Below are 16,878 nucleotides of genomic sequence, written 5' to 3'. Positions count from 1 at the left end.
CTCCGGCCTGGAGTCAGCCCTTGATGCCGCCCTCCGAATTGACGACCTGCCCCGTGATCCACTCGGCTTCGTCCGTCGCGAGCCACGCGATGAGGCGGGCCGGGTCGTCGGGCATGCCCCAGCGGCCCGCCGGGAAGAGGGCGGCGATCTCCTCGTACGCGTCGCCCGTCATGTAGCCCGTGTCCACGGGGCCGGGGTTGACCGTGTTCACGGTGACGGCGAGGTCGGCGAGCCCCGTCGCGAGCGATCGGGTCACGGAGGCGAGGGCGCCCTTCTGCAGTGCGTACGCCAGTTCGTCCGGCATGCCGCCCGCGATGTCCTGGCCGGACGTCATCATCATGACGCGCCCGCCGGGCGTGCGCGGCGGCAGCCCGGCGCGCAGCCTCGCGTACGCCTGCACGAGCAGGATCACGGCGCGGGTGTCGACGGCCCAGTGGGCGTCGAGCATCGCCGCGTCGATCTCGTCGAGGGTGCCGTCGCGGCCGCTGCGGGCGTGGTTGGCGACGAGGATGTCGAGGCGTCCGCCGAGTGCTTCGGCCGCCACCGCGACGAGTTCGGCGGGCGCTTCCGCGTCGGCGAGGTCGGCCGGTCCGTGCGCGACGCGCGCGTCCGGGTCGGCCAGCGCCTCGCGCACGGAGGCGACGACGTCCTCGGGTCGGTCGGCGCCCCAGGGCATCTCGGCGTCGTGCGGCACGTGGTGGTGCAGATAGACGCTCGCCCCGTACGCGGCGAGACGGCGGGCGACGGCGTGGCCGATGCCGTCGCGGCGGCTCGCGCCGGTGACGAGGGCGGTGCGCCCCCGCAACGGCAGCGGATCGCGGCGGAGTCCGGCGGCGGTGGGCTGGGGAAGTTTCGGCATGACAGGTCATGATGCGGACTCGCGGCTCGCGGCGCACGGGATTATCCGGGGGCACGGGATCAACTGGCAGTGGGCGAGCGCCCGTTGTCAGTGGCTCCTGCCACGATTTCCGCCATGACACCTACTGAGATCGTCACGGCGTTGTGGGACCGCATGCGGGCACGGGACTGGACGGGGGTGCGTGCGCTGCTTGCCGAGGACGTCGTCGTCGAATGGCCGGTGAGCGCCGAGCGCATCGTGGGCAGGGACAACTACCTGCGCGTGAACGCGGAGTATCCGGAGGGCTGGTCGATCCGGCTGCTGCGGATCGTCGCGGCCGGCGACACCGTGGTCTCCGAGGTGGAGGTGGAACACGAGACCATGGGGGTGCACAGGGTGGCGTCGTTCTGGACGGTGTGGGACGGGCGGATCGTGGCGGGCCGCGAGTACTGGAGCGAAGTCGGCTCCGACCCGTCGCCCAAGTGGCGGGCCGACTTCGTGCAGCCGATGTGAGGCGGGCCGGGGCCGCGCCTCAGCAGCCGCAGTCCGCGCCCTCCTCGGGCGCCGTCAGCAAGTCGACGGCGCGGCGGTCGGAGCCCTCCCACGTCTCGTACGCGAAGCCCTCACGGGCCCAGTACTCGAAGCCGCCGAGCATCTCCTTGACCTGGAAGCCCAGTTGGGCCAGGGCGAGGGCCGCGCGGGTCGCGCCGTTGCAGCCGGGGCCCCAGCAGTACGTGACGACCGGGACCGACTTGTCGAGGAGTTGCTCGGCCTGGCTCGGGATGAGCGCGGTGGGCAGGTGCACGGCGCCGGGGACGTGCCCCTGGTCCCAGGACTCGGTGGAGCGGGAGTCGAGGACGACGAAGCCGGGGTCGCCGCCGGCGGCGAGCGCGGAGGCGACGTCGGACACGTCCGCGTGGAAGGCGAGGCTCGCGCCGAAGTAGGCGGCGGCCGCGGCGGGGGCGGCCGGGGGGACACGGAGGACTGAGTTCGCGGAGGTCGCGGGGGTCGCGGAGGTCGCGCCACTCGCGGTGTTCTCGGCGCCCGCACCGTTCGCGGCGTTCGTGCTGTTCACGGCGTTTGTGGCGCTCTGCGAAGTCATGGTGTTCATGGCTGAAAATCTATGCGCGCACGCCGCGGTCCTGAAGGGGCGATTCCCGGTCCACCTCTTGATCAGCCGGGGTTTTCCCTGTTTCCTCTCGGACATGACCGCTTATTCCACGGACGCCACCGACTGGCGCATCCTCGATGTCCTGCAGCGGCAGGGCCGCGCCAGTTACGCCGAGCTGGCGCGTGCCGTCTCGATGTCCGCGAGCGCCGTCACCGAGCGGGTGCGGCGCCTGGAGGAGGCGGGCGTCATCCAGGGGTACGCGGCCGTGGTCGACCCGGAGCGCCTCGGCCTGCCGGTGCTCGCCTTCGTACGGCTCCGCTATCCGAACGGCAACTACAAGCCGTTCCACGACCTGGTCGAGACGACCCCGGAGATCCTGGAGGCGCACCACGTCACCGGCGACGACTGTTTCGTGATCAAGGTCGCCGCGCGCTCGATGAAGCACCTGGAGGAGGTCTCCGGCAAGATCGGCGCCCTCGGGTCGGTGACGACCAGCGTCGTCTACTCGTCACCGCTGACGGGCCGCCCCTTGGGGCAGTGAAGCCGCCCGCCCTTTCTCACCGCGAGCCCGGCGCCCCCGCAGCACGAGCCCGGCGGCCGCGCCAGGGGACCCGGCGCTCAGCCCTCTCCCCGCTGCCGCACCACAGACCCGGCCCTGCCCTTCACGACCTCCAACTGCGCGTGCACCCGCCGCCGCAGGTCTGCGACATGGCTGACGATGCCCACGCTGCGGTCCCGCTCGCGCAGCGAGTCCAGGACGTCGAGGACCTCGTCGAGCGTCTGGTCGTCGAGGGAGCCGAAGCCCTCGTCGATGAAGAGCGTGTCGAGGCGCACACCGCCCGCCTCGTCCGTGACGACGTCCGCGAGGCCGAGGGCGAGGGCGAGCGAGGCGAAGAACGTCTCGCCGCCGGACAGCGTCGCCGTGTCGCGCTCGCGGCCGGTCCAGGCGTCGACGACGTGCAGGCCGAGGCCCGAGCGGCCGCGGCCGGTGCGGTCGTCGGAGTGGACGAGGGTGTAGCGGCCCGAAGACATACGGCGCAGCCGGACGGTCGCCGCGGCGGCGACCTGTTCCAGGCGGGCCGCGAGGACGTACGACTCCAGGCGCATCCTGCGTTCGTTGTCGGCGGAGGTCCCGGCGGCCAGCGTGGCGAGCCGGGCCACGCGGTCGTGGGTCTCGCGCAGCGGGGCGAGCCGCCGGGCGGCCGTGGCCGAGCGGGCGGAGAGCCGGTCGAGTTCGGCGGACCGCCGGGCGGCGGCGTCGCAGGCGGACCCGGCGGCGCGCAGCCGCCGACCGGCCGCTTCCGCGGCGGCATCGGCCGCGGCGGGCGACGCCGGGGGCCGTTGCGCGGCGGCGGCCGCGTCCGGCTCGGCCAGCAGCGCGCGGACCGCGGCCTGTTCGTTCTGCCAGGCGTCGATGCGGTGCTGGAGCTCGCGGTGGCCCGCGGCGTCGAGCAGGGCCGCGGACGCGGCGGACGGCGTGTCGAATCCGGCGCGGAAGGCGGCGTCGGCGAGCCGGGCGTCGGCGTCCTTGAGGCGCTGGGCCGACTCGTCGGCGGCGCGCGCGGCGTCGGCGGCCTCGGTGAGAAGGGCGGTCTGGCGCTCCAGTTGTGCGGCGCGCTGGGCGACGCTCGCGGACGCGCCGCGCGCCCGGGTCAACTCCTCTTCCAGGCCTGCCTGTTCACCGGCGAGGGCGTCGCGCATCGCGGCGCGGGACTCGACGCGGCGGGCCGCTTCCTGCTGGGCGGCGACCCGGCGGTCGTGCTCCCGCTCCGCCCGCGCCAGCGCCTCGCGGGCGGCGTGCAGGCCGGACGCGAGGTCACGGGACTCGGCGTGGGCGCGCCGCAACTCCTCGACGGCTGCGGCGAGTTCGTCGGCCGGCGTGTCGGACGCGGCGGCGGTGGCGGCCGCGAGGGATTCCCGTACGGTGCCGAGGTCCCGCTCGGCGGCACTGCGGGCCTCGTCCGCGCGCTGGTGGGCGGCGAGGGCGGCCTCTTCGGTGGCACGGTCGACATGGCCCGCGGACTTCCGCGCGGGGGCGGGGTGTTCGGTGGCGCCGCAGACCGCGCAGGGGGCGCCGTCGCCGAGGTGTGCGGCGAGTTCGGCGGCGATGTCCGCGAGGCGCTGCTCCTTGAGGCCGAGCCAGCGCTCGTGGGCGGCACTGGCGTGCTCGCGGGCGGCGATCAGGCGCTCCTGGGCCGCGGCGGCCTCCTGGGTGAGCCGGTCGCGGCGGCGGGCCGCGTCCAGCTTCTCCTGATCGGTCTTGAGCCGCCCTGCCAGGTGCTCGGTGCGGGTGGTGGCCTCCTGGGCCGCCTCGATGCCGTCGCGCAGCCGGGTCCGGGTGGTGTCCCAGTCGGCGAGCCAGCCCGCGGCCTCCTGGAGAAGCTCGTCGTCGGCCCGCTCCTGGCGGTCCAAGTCGGCGCGCTGGGCGGTGAGTTCGGAGAGGCGGTGCTCGGCGCGGCGGGCGGAGGCGAGGCCGCCCAGCTCCTCGCTGGCCTTGCGCGCGGCGCCCGCGAGCCCGGCGGCGCCTTCGTCGGCGTACGTCGCGGGGAGCTGCGCACGCGCGCGTGCCTCGTCGGCCGTGGCGCGGCGGTGGTCGTCGTCGGCGTCTGCGCGCAGGGCGAGCGCGGGGGCGACGGTCTCCGCCTTGCGGGCCTTCTCCATGCGCGCGGCAAGACGCTCGTGGTCGTCGGCCCGCTCGTCGAGGCGGGCGGCGCGCTCCTGGGCGTCGGCGAACCGCCGCTGGAGCCGGGCCAGTTCGCGTACGTCGTCCAGCTCGGCGCTCGCCGTCGCGTGGCCGGACTCCGCGTGCGCGAGGGCGCTGCGGGCGATGGTGAGGCGCTCGCGGGCGCCCGCGCGGGCAACGGCCGCCCAGGCGAGCACGGAGTCGGCGAGCCCGGGGTCGCCCGGGGTGCCGTCGGGCAGGGGAAGTTCGGCGCCGTCGGCGCCCGCCGCCTGCTGCATGCGGTGGGCGTCCGCGAGCAGGTCCGCGTCGCCCTCGCGCACCCGTGCCTCGGCGGCGCGGCGCTGCTCGGCGAGCCGCTGCTCGACGGCGGCGAACCGGCGCGTGTCGAAGAGCCGCCCCAGGAGCTTGCCGCGGGCCTCCGCGTCGGCGCGCAGGAACCGGGCGAAGTCACCCTGCGGCAACAGCACGACCTGGCAGAACTGCTCCTTGCTCATGCCGAGGAGCTGCGTGATCTCCTCACCGATCTCCTGGTGGGAGCGGGAGAGGTCCTTCCAGACGCCACCACCGTCGGCGCCCCCAGCCTCGTACTCCCGCAGCCAGCTCTGCGCCTTCTCCATGGTCGTGCCGGTGCCGCGCTTCTTCGGGCGCTCCCACGGCGGCTGCCGCGTGACCTCCAACCGGCGCCCCGCGACGGTGAGTTCGAGGCACACCTCGGTGCGCGCGGCGGGCTGCGCGTGGTCGCTGCGCAGCGTCGCCCCCTGCCCGCCGCCCTGCCGGGGTCCCGGCACCGAGCCGTACAGGCCGTAGCAGACCGCGTCGAGGACGGAGGTCTTCCCCGCGCCGGTCGGCCCGTGCAGCAGGAAGAGCCCGGCGGCGGAGAGGTCGTCGAAGTCGATCTCCTGGGTGGTGCCGAAGGGGCCGAACGCGGTGATCCGGAGCCGGTGCAGCCTCATCGGGCCACCTCGCGGACCCCGTCTTGAATGAGCACAGCGTCGGTGCGTACGGCGTCGAACGCGTCCCGCAGCACGATCCGTTCCCGCTCGTCGGGGCCCGCGCCGCGCACATGGGTCACGAAGTCCTCCGCGATCTGCTGGTCGTCGCGGCCCTTGAGGCGCTGGGCGTACGACACGTCCGGGTCCTCGGGGGCGCGGTCCGGGTCGAAGACGAGGCTGAGGGTGTGCGGGAAGCGCTCGCAGAGGCGGGCCATGGGGTCGTCGGGGCGCACCGGGTCGGTGAGCGTCGCCTCGACCCAGGACTCCTCGTGGCGGGCGAGGTCCGGGTCGGCGAGCAGCGTCTCGATGTCTCCGCGGACGCGGGCGAGCGGCCGCGGCACCGGGCAGTCGATCCGCTCGGCCTCGATCTCCCCCGCCGCTCCGAGGTCGACGAGCCACATGCTCTTGCGGTGCGCGGACTCCGAGAACGAGTACGGCAGCGGGGAGCCGCTGTAGCGCACGCGCTCGCTGATGGCCTGGCTGCCGTGCAGGTGGCCGAGCGCCACATAGTCGACGCCGTCGAAGACCCCGGAGGGCACGGCGGCCACCCCGCCGATGGTGATGTCCCGCTCGCTGTCGCTGGCCTCGCCGCCGGTGACGAAGGCGTGGGCGAGGACGACGGAACGGGTGCCCGGCGTGCGGGCGGCAAGGTCGGCGCGCACCCGCTCCATGGCGGCGCCGAGCACCGCCTCGTGGCCCGCCCGCTCCACCCCGAACTCGCCCTTGACCAGGGCCGGTTCGAGATAGGGAAGGCCGTAGAACGCCACGTCCCCGTGCGCGTCCGCGAGGACCACGGGCTCTCCGCAGGCGGCGGGCGCGGTGCGCAGGTGGATGCCCGCCCGGTCGATGAGCCCGGCGCCGACGCCGAGGCGGCGCGCCGAGTCGTGGTTGCCGGAGATCATCACCGTCGGGACGCCGAGGTCCGCGAGCCGGTGCAGGGCGTCGTCGAACAGCTCGACGGCGGCGAGCGGCGGCACCGCCCTGTCGTACACGTCCCCGGACACGACGACGGCGTCCGCCTCGCGCTCACGGGCCGTGGCGACGAGGTGGCCGATGAACTCCGCCTGGGCGTCGAGCATGTTCACGCGGTGGAACGACCGGCCCAGATGCCAGTCGGACGTGTGCAGAATTCTCAAGACGCCGCTCCGGCCCGCATGCTCGCTCACCCCTCCTGTGCCCCGGATCGAGGACCGCCCCAGCACGGGCCCCGCCGACAGCACCCACCACGCTAGCGCCTCTCGGCACCTGCTCGATCACCCACCTCAATATGCCCCCGGCGCCGACGGCGGCTCCGCGGGCCGGGACGCGGGCGACTGCTCCTGCTCCGAGGAGGGCGCCGACGGCGAGGACGAGGCGGACGGCGAGGGCGACTCACTGGCGGAGGGCGAAGGGGAGGAGGACACGGACGTGGACGGGTACGGGGACGCGGACGGCTGGTCGGCAGGCGGCTCCGTCTCCTTGTCGCCGCCGCCCGTGTCGCCCTTGTCCCGCTCGAACCACTCGCCGCTCTTCGGGTCGTACATGACGAACACGTTCACGACCTGCGCGGCGGGCGCCACGACCACGACGTTCGACGACTGGTACCCGGGCCAGGCCTCGCCCGTCCGCTTCGGGGTGCTCTTCTGCGCGACGGGGGGCAGCAGCGGGTTCCCGCAGGCGCAGCGCACGCGCGGCACGCCCCGGTCGTCGACGAGCACGGCGGTGCCCGCCTGGAGGACCGCCTGGTAGGCGGTGGGGGCGCCGTCGCGGTAGCCGTGGTTGGTGACGCGGGTGTCCATGCGCAGCTGTACGGGCGTGAGCGCGCGCAGATAGTCCGGGACGGCGGACGCGTCGATGTCGAGGACCGAGGCGAACGCCTTGTTCTTCGCCGGGTCCTTCTTGAGTACGTCGACCTGCTTCTCCACGTCGCAGCTTCCGACCTTGCGCGTCCCGCCGTAGAGGCCGGGGGCGGCGCCGTCGACGCCGCGCGTCACGTTGGCCGACGCCGAGGAGCTCGGCAGGGCGGCCGGGGACGGCGAGGTGTCGTCGTACCGGGCCGTCGACGCGGTGAAGGGGTCGGGGCCCGACTTCGCCGCGGGCTGGAGGAGGACCTCGCCCTCGGCTTTCGAGCCGCCGTCGGAGTCGTCGGGCCGGGTGAGGACGACGGTCAGCACCACGGCCGCCACGACGGCGAGGGCGATCACCGCGACGCGCGGCGCCGACTTCCACCAGGGGCGGTCCGGCTCCGGGCTCCCTCCGGGGCTCTCGTCGGGCTCGTTCGGTCGTCCCCCGCCCGGGCCCCCGCCGCTCGGCGGACCGCCGGGCGGCGGCGTCGAACCAGGCGGGGTCGAGCCCGGCGGAGTCGCACTGGGCGTAGTCGCGTCCGGCTGGGTGGCGCCCGGCTGGGAAGGGCCCGAGAGCGGGCCGGAGGGAGGTCCTGTGGGGCGGCCTGACGACGGCGGTTCGACGCTCACGAAGACTTCTCCCCTGCGTAGGGTGCGACGTACGGATGCTTGGGATGTGACGGACGGATCTGGTCACGCTTTCCACTGTTCTGTACGTCTTATTCCGTTACGCGGCCATTGTGCGTACCGATTCCGGGCTGTCCACGAACCGACGCGGTCGGCCCTCCCGAGGGGCGCGCCGACGCGGGGCTGCTTAGCGTGACAACGTGAGTCACCAGACACCGTCCGGCCGACAAGCCCCCCACGGCTGGCCCCACGCCCTCCTCGCCGTGTTCGCCGCGCTGGTGGCCATGGTCGTCGTCGCCGCGCTCGGCCTGTGGGCCGCCGGGGCCGGGGACCTGCCCGACGGCGCGTTCGGCGGCGTCGTCGCGGCGGTCGTCCTGATGGCGGTCGGCGGGTCCATCGAGCTGACCGGCGGCGCCGGGGGAATCGCCGAGACGGACGCGGGGCTCTCCGTGGTCCCTCTCTCGGTCACCCTGGCCGGAGCCCTGGTCCTCGGCGCGGGATTCCTCAGGCCGTTGCGGCACCGGGCCGTCGCCGACACCAGGGAACTGACCGGCTGGGCCGCCCGGATCGCGCTGCTGTGGGTCCTGCTCCTCGTGGGCCTCGCACTGCCGGCCCGCCACCGGTTCACCATCTCCCTCGGCGAGGGGACCGCGTCCGACATCACCGACCTGCTGGGAGCCACGCCCAAGGTCGGCTTCGAGACGAATGTGCCGCTGACCCTCGTGTTCGGCCTGCTGTGGCTTGCGGGCGTGCTCGCCCTGGCACTCCTTGTCTCACGCGGGGCGCCGCTCCCCGCACGCCTGGTGCGCTTCCAGGAGTCGGTGCGTCCCGCGGCGTACGCCATGGTGGTCCTGCTGCTCGCGTACGTCGCCCTGGGGCTCGTCATCGGCGTGGTCGTCGCGGCGACGCGGGGGCACGCCGCCGAGACGGCCGCGGTGCTGCTCCTCGGGCTGCCCAACCTCCTCTGGCTCGCGTTCACCCTCGGGCTCGGCGCGTCCTGGGAGGGCCGCGTGGACGGGCCGTTCGGGCTGCCCATGCCGCGCGTGCTCGACGAGGTGCTGCGTACTCCCGACGTCTCCACGCTCAGCGTGCGGACGCTCTCCGAGCACGACGGCAAGGTGTGGTGGCTGCTGGTCGTCGCGGCGGTCATGGTGCTGGGCGCCGCGTTCCTGATGGCGGCGCGCTCGCCGGCCCGGATGCGGGCCTGGCAGCACGCCGTGCACATGGCGGTGGCGATGGCCCTCACGGTCCTCGCCGTCTGCCTGCTCGCGCGTGTCTCCGCCCACGCGGGCCTTTCGCTCCTTGGCATCGGGGACCTCGGCGGCGGCCTGTCCGGAGTCGTGGACCTGCGGCCGCACCTGGGGACGGCGCTGGTCCTCGCCGTGGCCTGGGGCCTGGTCGCCGGGTTCATCGGCGGCCTGCTCGCGCGGCGGGTCCACCGGCATGGCGAGGTGGAGAGCGCTCCGTAGGGGCGAGGTGGAGAGCACTCCAAAGGGGCGCGGGCCACGAGGCCCTCAGCCCGGCAACCGCCGATAGACCGGCAGCGCCCAGCGAGGCGGCTCCGGAGGCGCTCCCGGGTCGGCGGAGGCTCCCACGACCTGGGCGTCCACCTGTGTCGGAGGGTGCCCCCGCACGCCACCCGTCGCGGCGGCACGCAACGCGGACGCGAACTCCAGGCAGGAGTCGTACCGGTCGTCCGGGCTCTTGGCCAGCGCCTTCGCGAGGACTCCGTCGAGGGCTTCGGGGACGCCGGGGCGCTTCTCGGTCAGGCGGGGCGGCTGGTCGTACTGATGCGCCCACAGCAGCGCCATGTCGTCGTCGCGCTGGAAGGGCGGCCCTCCGGCCATGGTCTCGTGGACGACGCAGGCGAGGCTGTAGACGTCGCACCTGCCGTCCACGGGGCGCCCCGAGATCTGCTCCGGCGCCACGTAGTCGAGGGTCCCGACGAACTGGCCCACCGTCGTGAACCCGGTCAGCGACAGGGACTTCTTCGTCAGGCCGAAGTCCGTGAGGTAGACGTGCTCCGGGTGCTCGCTGTCCGTGCCCTTGGCCACCAGGATGTTGCCGGGTTTGACGTCGCGGTGGACCAGGCCGTGATCGTGGGCCGCGTCGAGCGCGGACGCGACCTGCGCGGCGATGCGCAGGGCGGCGCCGACGGGCAGCGGACCCGAGCGGTCGAGCAGGTGGCGCAGGTCGAGCCCGGAGACGTAGCGCATGGCGATGTACAGCACGCCGTCGGTCTCGCCCGCCTCGAAGACCGGCACGATGTGCGGATGCTCGATCGCGGCGGCCACGCGCGACTCGTGCGTGAAGCGCTGCCGGAAGGTGTCGTTGCGCGCCAGCTCGGGCGCGAGCAGCTTCAGGGCGACGGTCCGGTCCAGGCGCAGATCCTTGGCCCGATAGACCACGGCCATCCCGCCACGCCCGATCTCGCTCTCGACCCGGTAACCCGCGATCTGCTTCCCGAGCAGCTCGGAGGGCCGCCCGGAGTGCGAACCGCGGCTCGACGGCGCGTCGCGCGGCGCGGTCCCCATCAGGCGTCACCGGGCCGGGCCCGCGGGTCGGGGTCGACCGTGACGGGCGGGATGCGGCGGGTGGCGTCTTCTCCGTACGGGTCGGGGGTGCCGCCTCGGCCGTACGGGTCGGGGGTGCTGCCTTGGCCGTACGGGTCGGGGGCGGCCCCTTCGCCGTACGGAGCACGCGCCGGGCCCGGATCCGCCACGGCCGGGACCACCTGCGTCGGCTCCGGCCCCGCGGCAGGCCCGTCGCCGTCGACGCTCGGCCCCTCCCCCGCCGCGTACGTACTGAGCCGGGTCCCGTCGCAGAAGACCCACCGCTCGTGTTCGGCGTCGTAGAGCCACATCGACTCGCCGTCCACGATCATGCCGACGCGCAGTCCCCGGGTCCGGCGGTGGAAGGACTCGCCGTCCGTCGTGCCGCCCGCGAGTTCCTCGGCCGCGCGGCGGTAGCGGACCAGGGCGTCCTCGGACCTCGCCAGGAGCGGGCGCGGGTCCGCCGTGCGGGTCAGGGGGTGGCCCGCGGCCGGTGGATCGTGGGGGACGGCGACCAGGAGGCGGCCGTCGACCCAGGCCGACCAGCCGTTGGCGCAGACGATCCGGCCCCAGTCGCCGAGCCGGTCGAGCAGTTGCACGGGCAGCAGCGCGTCGAGCGGCGTCGTCGGACGGTTCGCGTCCGGCGCCTCCCAGGCGGGCAGCCCGTCCTGGGGGACGACATGTGTGGGCCGGAAGTCCGCAGTGGTCATCTCGTCCGCTCCTGCTCGCCGTTCGCTTCCTGCTCGCCGTTCGCTACTTCCGCATGACCGCGGGTTCGTGCCGTCGCAGCAGCCTGGCGACCGCGTATCCGAAGACGACCGAGAGGGCCACGAGCATGCCCATGTTGAGCAGCCAGACCCCCGTGGAGTGCCGGAACAGCGGGTCGGCCGTCAGCTCGCCCGGGACGATCCTGCCGAGGCCGATGGTCCCCGCCATCGCGCCGAGCGCCCACCGCGAGGGCACGAGCCACGCCAGCTGCTCGACGCCGGGCACGCCGTGGAGCTTCAGGAGCGCGCCGCAGAACACCACTTGGACGATGGCGAGGAGCACGAGCAACGGCATCGTCACCTCCTCCTTGCGCACCAGGGCCGAGACGAGAAGCCCGAGCATCATGGCCGTGAAGGCAAGCAGGGCCACCGCCAAGGTGATCTCGACCAGCGGCGGCAACAGCACTCCCGCGCCCGCGGGCGCGTTGAGGTCGACGCCGAGCAGGGCCACCAAGGTCAGCACGACGGCCTGCAGCACGGTGATGGTGCCGAGGACGACGACCTTGGACATCAGGTACGCCGATCTGGAGAGCCCCACGGCCCGTTCGCGCTGGTAGATCACGCGCTCCTTGACCAGCTCCCGTACGGCGTTGGCGGCGCCGGTCAGGACTCCGCCGACGCAGAGGATGAGCAGCGCGTTCATCGCCGTCTCCTGCGTCAGCCTGCTCCCGGCGAGCGCGCGGGCCATGGCGCCCATCACGAACGGCAGCGCGATCATGATGGCGAGGAACGTGCGGTCCGCGCCGAGGGCGGCCGCGTACCGCCGCACCAGGGTGCGCAGTTGGGAGCCCCAGCTCTGCGCCTTCGGCGGCGGCGCGAAGGTGACGGCCGCACCCGCCCCGCTCTGGCCCGCGCCGCCCGGCGGCTGGAGATACGGCTGCGCCGAGGAGTTGACGATGTACTGCTGGTGGAACGGCGACTGCCGGTAGTCCCCCGCCCAGTCCCGCTCGCGGTCCCCCTCGAAGGCCTCGAACGCCTCGGGCCACTGGTCGTAGCCGAAGAACGGGAGCGAGTCCTGCGGCGGCCCGTAGTAGGCGATCCTGCCGCCCGCCGCGAGCACGAGGAGCCGGTCGCACACGTCGAGGCTGAGCACGCTGTGCGTGACGACGATGACGGTCCGGCCGTCGTCGGCGAGGCCGCGCAGCATGTGCATCACCGAGCGGTCCATGCCGGGGTCGAGCCCGGACGTCGGCTCGTCGAGGAAGAGCAGCGACGGCTTCGTGAGCAGTTCGAGGGCGACGCTGACGCGCTTGCGCTGGCCGCCGGAGAGGCTGTGGATGGGCTGGTCGACGCGCTGTTCCAGGCCGAGTTCACGGATGACCTCATCCACCCTGGCCCGGCGTTCGGCCTTCTCGGTGTCCTGGGGGAAGCGCAGTTCGGCGGCGTATCCGAGAGCCCTGCGCACGGTGAGCTGCGCGTGCAGGATGTCGTCCTGCGGTACGAGTCCGATGCGCTGGCGCAGTTCGGCGTAGTCGCGGTAGAGGTCGCGGCCGTCGTAGAGGACGGTGCCGCCGTCGGCGGGACGCTGGCCGGTGAGGGCGTTGAGGAGGGTGGACTTCCCCGCGCCGCTGGGTCCGACGACGGCGAGCAGGCACTTCTCGCCGACGGGGAACGAGATCCGGTCGAGGAGCGTCTTGCGGCCCCGGTCGACGGCGACGGTCAGCTCCTGCACGTCGAGCGACACCTCGCCCGTGTCGACGTACTCCTGCAGCTCGTCGCCGACGAGGCAGTACGCGCGGTGGCCGACGCCGACGATGTCCCCGGGCAGGACGGGGGCGCGGGCGACCGGCTGGCCGTTGAGGTAGGTGCCGTTGTGGCTGCCGAGGTCCACGATCTCGTACGTGGCGTCCGCGAGGTAGCGCAGCTCCGCGTGGCGGCGTGAGACGACCAGGTCGTCGATGACCAGGTCGTTGTCGGCGGCGCGGCCGATGCGGACGGTGCGGGCGGGCAGCGGGCGTACGCTCGTCGGCTGCCGGAAGGTGCCGGTGGCCGAGGGCGTGCGGACGGCGGAGGGGCGCTCGGGGGCGGCGGGCGCCGGGGGCGCGGGGGGCTCGTGGCCGACGAGCACGGCGCGCGGGCCGTCCGTGGCGTTGCCGAAGCGCAGGACGCTGCCGGGTCCGACGCCCCACTCCTGGACACGGTGTCCGTCGGCGTACGTGCCGTTCGTGCTGTGCTCGTCCTCGATCGTCCAGTGGTCGAGCTCGGCGTGCAGGACGGCGTGGTGCCAGGACACGCGGGCGTCGTCGATGACGATGTCGCTCAGCGGGTCGCGGCCGACGTGATAGTCCCGGCTCGGACTCATCACCGTGGAGCCGGTGTCGGTCTCGAGGACGAGTTCGGGCGCAGTCGGCACTCCGGGCCGCTCTCCCATGCCCCGAATTCTACCTATTCGCACACGTTCACGCCTGGGCTCAGGCCCAGCACTGTTCATGCCTGGGGTCGGACCCGCCCGGCGTTAGGCGTCCCCGTACGCCTCTCCCCCGAGCTCGAACACCGCGCTGCCCGCCGTGGCGTCCGCGAGCCACGCCGTGAAGGCCGCCACGTCGGCGTCCGGAAGGCCGATCTCGATGGTCACCGCGTCCCCGTACCGCACGTCGCGCACCTCGCGCCCCGCCGACCGCAGATCGTTCTGGATCTTGCCCGCGCGCTGGTGGTCGACGGTGACGGTGGCGAGCCGGAACCGCTTGCGGGTCAGGGTGCCGACCGCGTCGAGCGCCTCGCCGACCGCTCCTCCGTAGGCCCTGATCAGGCCGCCCGCGCCGAGCTTGACGCCTCCGTAGTAGCGGGTCACGACGGCGACGACGTACCGCATGTCGCGGCGGAGCAGCATCTGGAGCATGGGGACGCCCGCGGTGCCGCCCGGTTCGCCGTCGTCGCTCGCCTTCTGCACGGAGGCCTCGGCGCCGATGACGTACGCGAAGCAGTTGTGCGAGGCCGTCGGGTGCTCCTTGCGGACGCGGGCGACGAAGTCCTGGGCCTCCCGCTCGGTGGCGGCGGGCGCGAGCGCGCACAGGAAGCGCGAGCGGTTGACCTCGGTCTCGTGCACGCCCTCGCGGGCCACTGTGCGGTACTCGTCGGGCATCAGGCCACCCTATGCGCTCGGCTCACCTGGGCCGTTGCCCCCGGGGTACGGGGCAGGGCGGGGCCTCGGGGACCGCGCCGCGCGGCCCGCCGGTAAAGTGATCGACCGTGACGTCACCTTCGAAGGCCACCGGCGAACTGTCCGGCGAGACCGCCATATTGGGCACGCTCCTGGCCGGGGAGCCCGTCTTCGTGGCCGAGACCCGCGAGGACCCGGCCGACGCCTACCTCTACCCCGAAGAGGCCGCGTACGTGGCGAAGGCGGTGGCCAAGCGGCAGCGCGAGTTCGCCACCGCGCGGCACTGCGCCCGCATCGCGCTCGCCCGCATCGACGTGCCGCCCGCGCCCATCCTCCGCGGCGACAAGGGCGAGCCGCTGTGGCCCGCAGAAGTCGTCGGCAGCATGACGCACTGCCTGGGCTACCGCGCCGCGGTCGTCGCCCGCCCCGCCGCCGTCACCTCGCTCGGCGTCGACGCGGAGCCCGCCGAGCCGCTGTCGGACCCCGGCGTCCTGGAACTGGTCAGCGACGAGAAGGAGCGTGCGGCGCTGGCCGCGCTCGCCGTCGACCACCCCGGCGTGCCGTGGGACCGTCTCCTGTTCAGCGCCAAGGAGACCGTCTACAAGGCATGGTTCCCGCTCACCCAGCGCTGGCTCGGCTTCGAGGACGCGCACCTGGACATCCGGCCCGACGGCACGTTCTCGGCGAAGCTCCTGGTGGAGGGGCCCGTCGTCGCGGGCGCCGAGCTCACGGGGTTCTCCGGCACGTGGCTGGTGCGGGACGGGATCGCCGTGACGGCGATCGTGCTGCGGGCGGAGCAGGGCGGGGCGGAGTAGGGCCCCTCACTCAGTCCGGCGGCCCCTCACCCGGTCCGGCCCGGCGGCTCACGCGAGACCGGCCAGAGTCCCCCAGAACATCTCCTCGTAGTCCTGGAGCAGCCGCCCCTGCCGCAGCGCCGTCGGGGGCGTGAGGCATTGCCGGTCGATGCCCTCCTGGAGCGCGGCGAGGCCCGCGCGGTCGACGTCCGGCGCGGGTTCGGCGAAGAAGTCGAAGAAGCCGCAGGCCTCCTCCGAGAAGCCGTAGTGCGTGCGCAGCGCGCCCGCGATCGTGCCGCAATAGCCGCCCCACGCCGCGAAGTTGGCGGTCAGGGCGAGCACCGCGTCGGCCGGTTCGGCGTTCAGCGCCAGCCACGCGACGTACGCCGGATAGGCCTGGCAGCCCGCCATGGGGTCGTACGCGGCGGCCCGCTCCGCGCTCACCTCGCAGGCCGTGAGCAGCGGGCCGAGCCGGTCGAGCGCCACTCCCTCGCCCTCGGCGAGCGTGCCGAAGAAGGCGGCGCACGCGGCCAGGCCCGCGTCGCCGGAGCGGCCGGCCAGATGCAGGAAGGACCGGCGGTCGGCCGGGATGACCCGGCACTGCTCCTGGGCGAGCGCGGCGAGCGCCCGCCGGTCGGCGCGGCCGTCGGCGACGAGCGGGACCAGGGGGTTGGCGTGCGGCTTCGGCGCGAGCTCGGTCGTCGCGCCCTCAAGGAGCGCGCGTGCCGTGCCGTCCGGCTGTTCGCGGGGCGTCGGTGCCATGGGGGCAACCTTTCCGTACGTACGGAACCTTTGGGTGCTTTTTGGTCCGGGTGCTTCCGACGATGTAGTTTCTACAGTGCTGTAGAAACTTGCGGGCAACAACCGCACGCACCAACTGATGGAGTTTTTCCATGGCCCTGTGGGACCGCTTGAAGGAATCCGCGTCGACGATGCAGGCGCAGCTGACGGCGAAGAAGAACGACCTCACGAGCGGGGCCTTCCGCGACTCCAGCATGGCGATGTGCGCCCTTGTCGCGGCCGCCGACGGCACCGTGGACGCCGCCGAGCGCCAGCGCGTCGCGCAGCTGATCGCCACCAACGGGGTGCTGCAGAACTTCGCCGCGGACGACCTGCGGCGCCGCTTCGACGCGTACGTGGACAAGCTGACGGCCGACTTCGCGTTCGGCAAGGTGAGCGTGTTGCAGGAGGTCGCGAAGGCCAAGAAGAAGCCGGCCGAGGCGCGCGCGGTGATCCAGATCGGCATCGTCATCGGCGGCGCCGACGGCGACTTCGACAAGGACGAGCAGGCCGTGGTGCGGGAGGCGTGCTTCGCGCTCGACCTGCCGCCGCACGAGTTCGACCTCTGACGGCCTTCGGTCCCTGACCGCCGCGGTCACCCGCACGTCACAGCGGGGTGGCCGCCCGCAGGACAAGCACCATCGTCACCGCCGCGTTCGCCGAGGACATCGCGGACACGGCGGTGCCGCACGCGGCGCCCCAGAGCGCCAGGCCCACCGCCGTGAACAGCGGGGGCCTGGTGCGGGCCGCGGGCGCCGGGCCGAGCAGGGCCGCGACGCGGCGCGGCACGGGGCCCGCCGCGGCGAGGCCC

15 protein-coding genes and 1 pseudogene are annotated in these 16,878 nt (G+C 73.9%); 5 read left to right on the top strand and 11 right to left on the bottom strand.

Annotation, left to right across the window (positions count from 1 at the left end):
• Positions 1-13 precede the first annotated feature (13 nt).
• A complete protein-coding gene (locus IEY91_RS08630) occupies positions 14-859 on the bottom strand; it encodes an SDR family oxidoreductase (protein ID WP_189173510.1) in 846 nt (281 codons plus the stop codon).
• Positions 860-973: 114 nt separating this feature from the next.
• Between IEY91_RS08630 and IEY91_RS08625 the strand changes: the two genes are divergently transcribed.
• On the top strand, positions 974-1,351 hold the full coding sequence (locus tag IEY91_RS08625) for a nuclear transport factor 2 family protein (protein WP_164326606.1): 378 nt from the start codon (positions 974-976) through the stop codon (positions 1,349-1,351).
• A 19-nt stretch (positions 1,352-1,370) separates the two neighbouring features.
• On the opposite strand, the gene IEY91_RS08620 is transcribed toward IEY91_RS08625, so the two are convergent.
• The gene (locus IEY91_RS08620; protein WP_189173509.1) at positions 1,371-1,949 is read right to left on the bottom strand and encodes a rhodanese-like domain-containing protein; all 579 of its coding nucleotides are present in this window, start codon (positions 1,947-1,949) and stop codon (positions 1,371-1,373) included.
• Between the two features lie 94 nt (positions 1,950-2,043).
• Between IEY91_RS08620 and IEY91_RS08615 the strand changes: the two genes are divergently transcribed.
• Entirely contained in the window at positions 2,044-2,490 is a 447-nt protein-coding gene (locus IEY91_RS08615) for an Lrp/AsnC family transcriptional regulator (RefSeq protein ID WP_164326604.1), read from the top strand.
• A gap of 77 nt (positions 2,491-2,567) precedes the next feature.
• On the opposite strand, the gene IEY91_RS08610 is transcribed toward IEY91_RS08615, so the two are convergent.
• From IEY91_RS08610 to IEY91_RS08600, 3 genes are all read right to left on the bottom strand, one after another.
• On the bottom strand, positions 2,568-5,585 hold the full coding sequence (locus tag IEY91_RS08610) for an AAA family ATPase (RefSeq protein ID WP_189173508.1): 3,018 nt from the start codon (positions 5,583-5,585) through the stop codon (positions 2,568-2,570).
• Positions 5,582-6,760 (bottom strand): exonuclease SbcCD subunit D, encoded by a 1,179-nt coding sequence (locus IEY91_RS08605; RefSeq protein ID WP_164326602.1) that lies wholly within the window; start codon positions 6,758-6,760, stop codon positions 5,582-5,584. Before IEY91_RS08605 ends, IEY91_RS08610 begins: the two co-directional genes overlap by 4 nt.
• Before the next feature lie 126 nt (positions 6,761-6,886).
• The gene (locus tag IEY91_RS08600; protein ID WP_189173507.1) at positions 6,887-8,077 is read right to left on the bottom strand and encodes a DUF6777 domain-containing protein; all 1,191 of its coding nucleotides are present in this window, start codon (positions 8,075-8,077) and stop codon (positions 6,887-6,889) included.
• A 197-nt stretch (positions 8,078-8,274) separates the two neighbouring features.
• Here IEY91_RS08600 and IEY91_RS08595 point away from each other — a divergent pair, with 197 nt between their 5' ends.
• Entirely contained in the window at positions 8,275-9,543 is a 1,269-nt protein-coding gene (locus IEY91_RS08595) for a streptophobe family protein (RefSeq protein ID WP_189173506.1), read from the top strand.
• 45 nt (positions 9,544-9,588) lie between these two features.
• Here the strand turns inward: IEY91_RS08595 and IEY91_RS08590 are convergent, their stop codons facing one another.
• The 4 genes from IEY91_RS08590 to IEY91_RS08575 all read right to left on the bottom strand — a co-directional run bounded on the left by IEY91_RS08590 (position 9,589) and on the right by IEY91_RS08575 (position 14,475).
• On the bottom strand, positions 9,589-10,608 hold the full coding sequence (locus IEY91_RS08590) for a serine/threonine-protein kinase (RefSeq protein WP_189173505.1): 1,020 nt from the start codon (positions 10,606-10,608) through the stop codon (positions 9,589-9,591).
• Positions 10,608-11,336: a hypothetical protein gene (locus tag IEY91_RS08585; protein WP_189173504.1), complete on the bottom strand. Its 729-nt coding sequence runs from the start codon at positions 11,334-11,336 to the stop codon at positions 10,608-10,610. The genes IEY91_RS08590 and IEY91_RS08585 overlap by 1 nt, the downstream gene beginning before the upstream one ends.
• Before the next feature lie 43 nt (positions 11,337-11,379).
• Positions 11,380-13,764 (bottom strand): FHA domain-containing protein, encoded by a 2,385-nt coding sequence (locus IEY91_RS08580; RefSeq protein ID WP_189173503.1) that lies wholly within the window; start codon positions 13,762-13,764, stop codon positions 11,380-11,382.
• Between the two features lie 84 nt (positions 13,765-13,848).
• Entirely contained in the window at positions 13,849-14,475 is a 627-nt protein-coding gene (locus tag IEY91_RS08575) for a YigZ family protein (protein WP_189173502.1), read from the bottom strand.
• A gap of 107 nt (positions 14,476-14,582) precedes the next feature.
• On the opposite strand from IEY91_RS08575, the gene IEY91_RS08570 reads away from it, so the two are divergent.
• A complete protein-coding gene (locus IEY91_RS08570; RefSeq protein WP_229696808.1) occupies positions 14,583-15,308 on the top strand; it encodes a 4'-phosphopantetheinyl transferase family protein in 726 nt (241 codons plus the stop codon).
• A gap of 48 nt (positions 15,309-15,356) precedes the next feature.
• Here IEY91_RS08570 and IEY91_RS08565 read toward each other — a convergent pair whose 3' ends face one another.
• Entirely contained in the window at positions 15,357-16,049 is a 693-nt protein-coding gene (locus IEY91_RS08565) for a transcriptional regulator (RefSeq protein ID WP_164326595.1), read from the bottom strand.
• Positions 16,050-16,180: 131 nt separating this feature from the next.
• On the opposite strand from IEY91_RS08565, the gene IEY91_RS08560 reads away from it, so the two are divergent.
• Positions 16,181-16,636 (top strand): tellurite resistance TerB family protein, encoded by a 456-nt coding sequence (locus IEY91_RS08560; RefSeq protein WP_189173501.1) that lies wholly within the window; start codon positions 16,181-16,183, stop codon positions 16,634-16,636.
• Positions 16,637-16,673: 37 nt separating this feature from the next.
• Here IEY91_RS08560 and IEY91_RS08555 read toward each other — a convergent pair.
• A pseudogene (locus IEY91_RS08555) lies at positions 16,674-16,878 on the bottom strand (M56 family peptidase); the annotation flags it as partial.

The sequence above is a fragment of the Streptomyces lasiicapitis genome (genome assembly GCF_014646335.1).
Lineage (GTDB): Bacteria > Actinomycetota > Actinomycetes > Streptomycetales > Streptomycetaceae > Streptomyces > Streptomyces lasiicapitis.
This window is presented reverse-complemented; position numbering and strand designations above follow the sequence as displayed.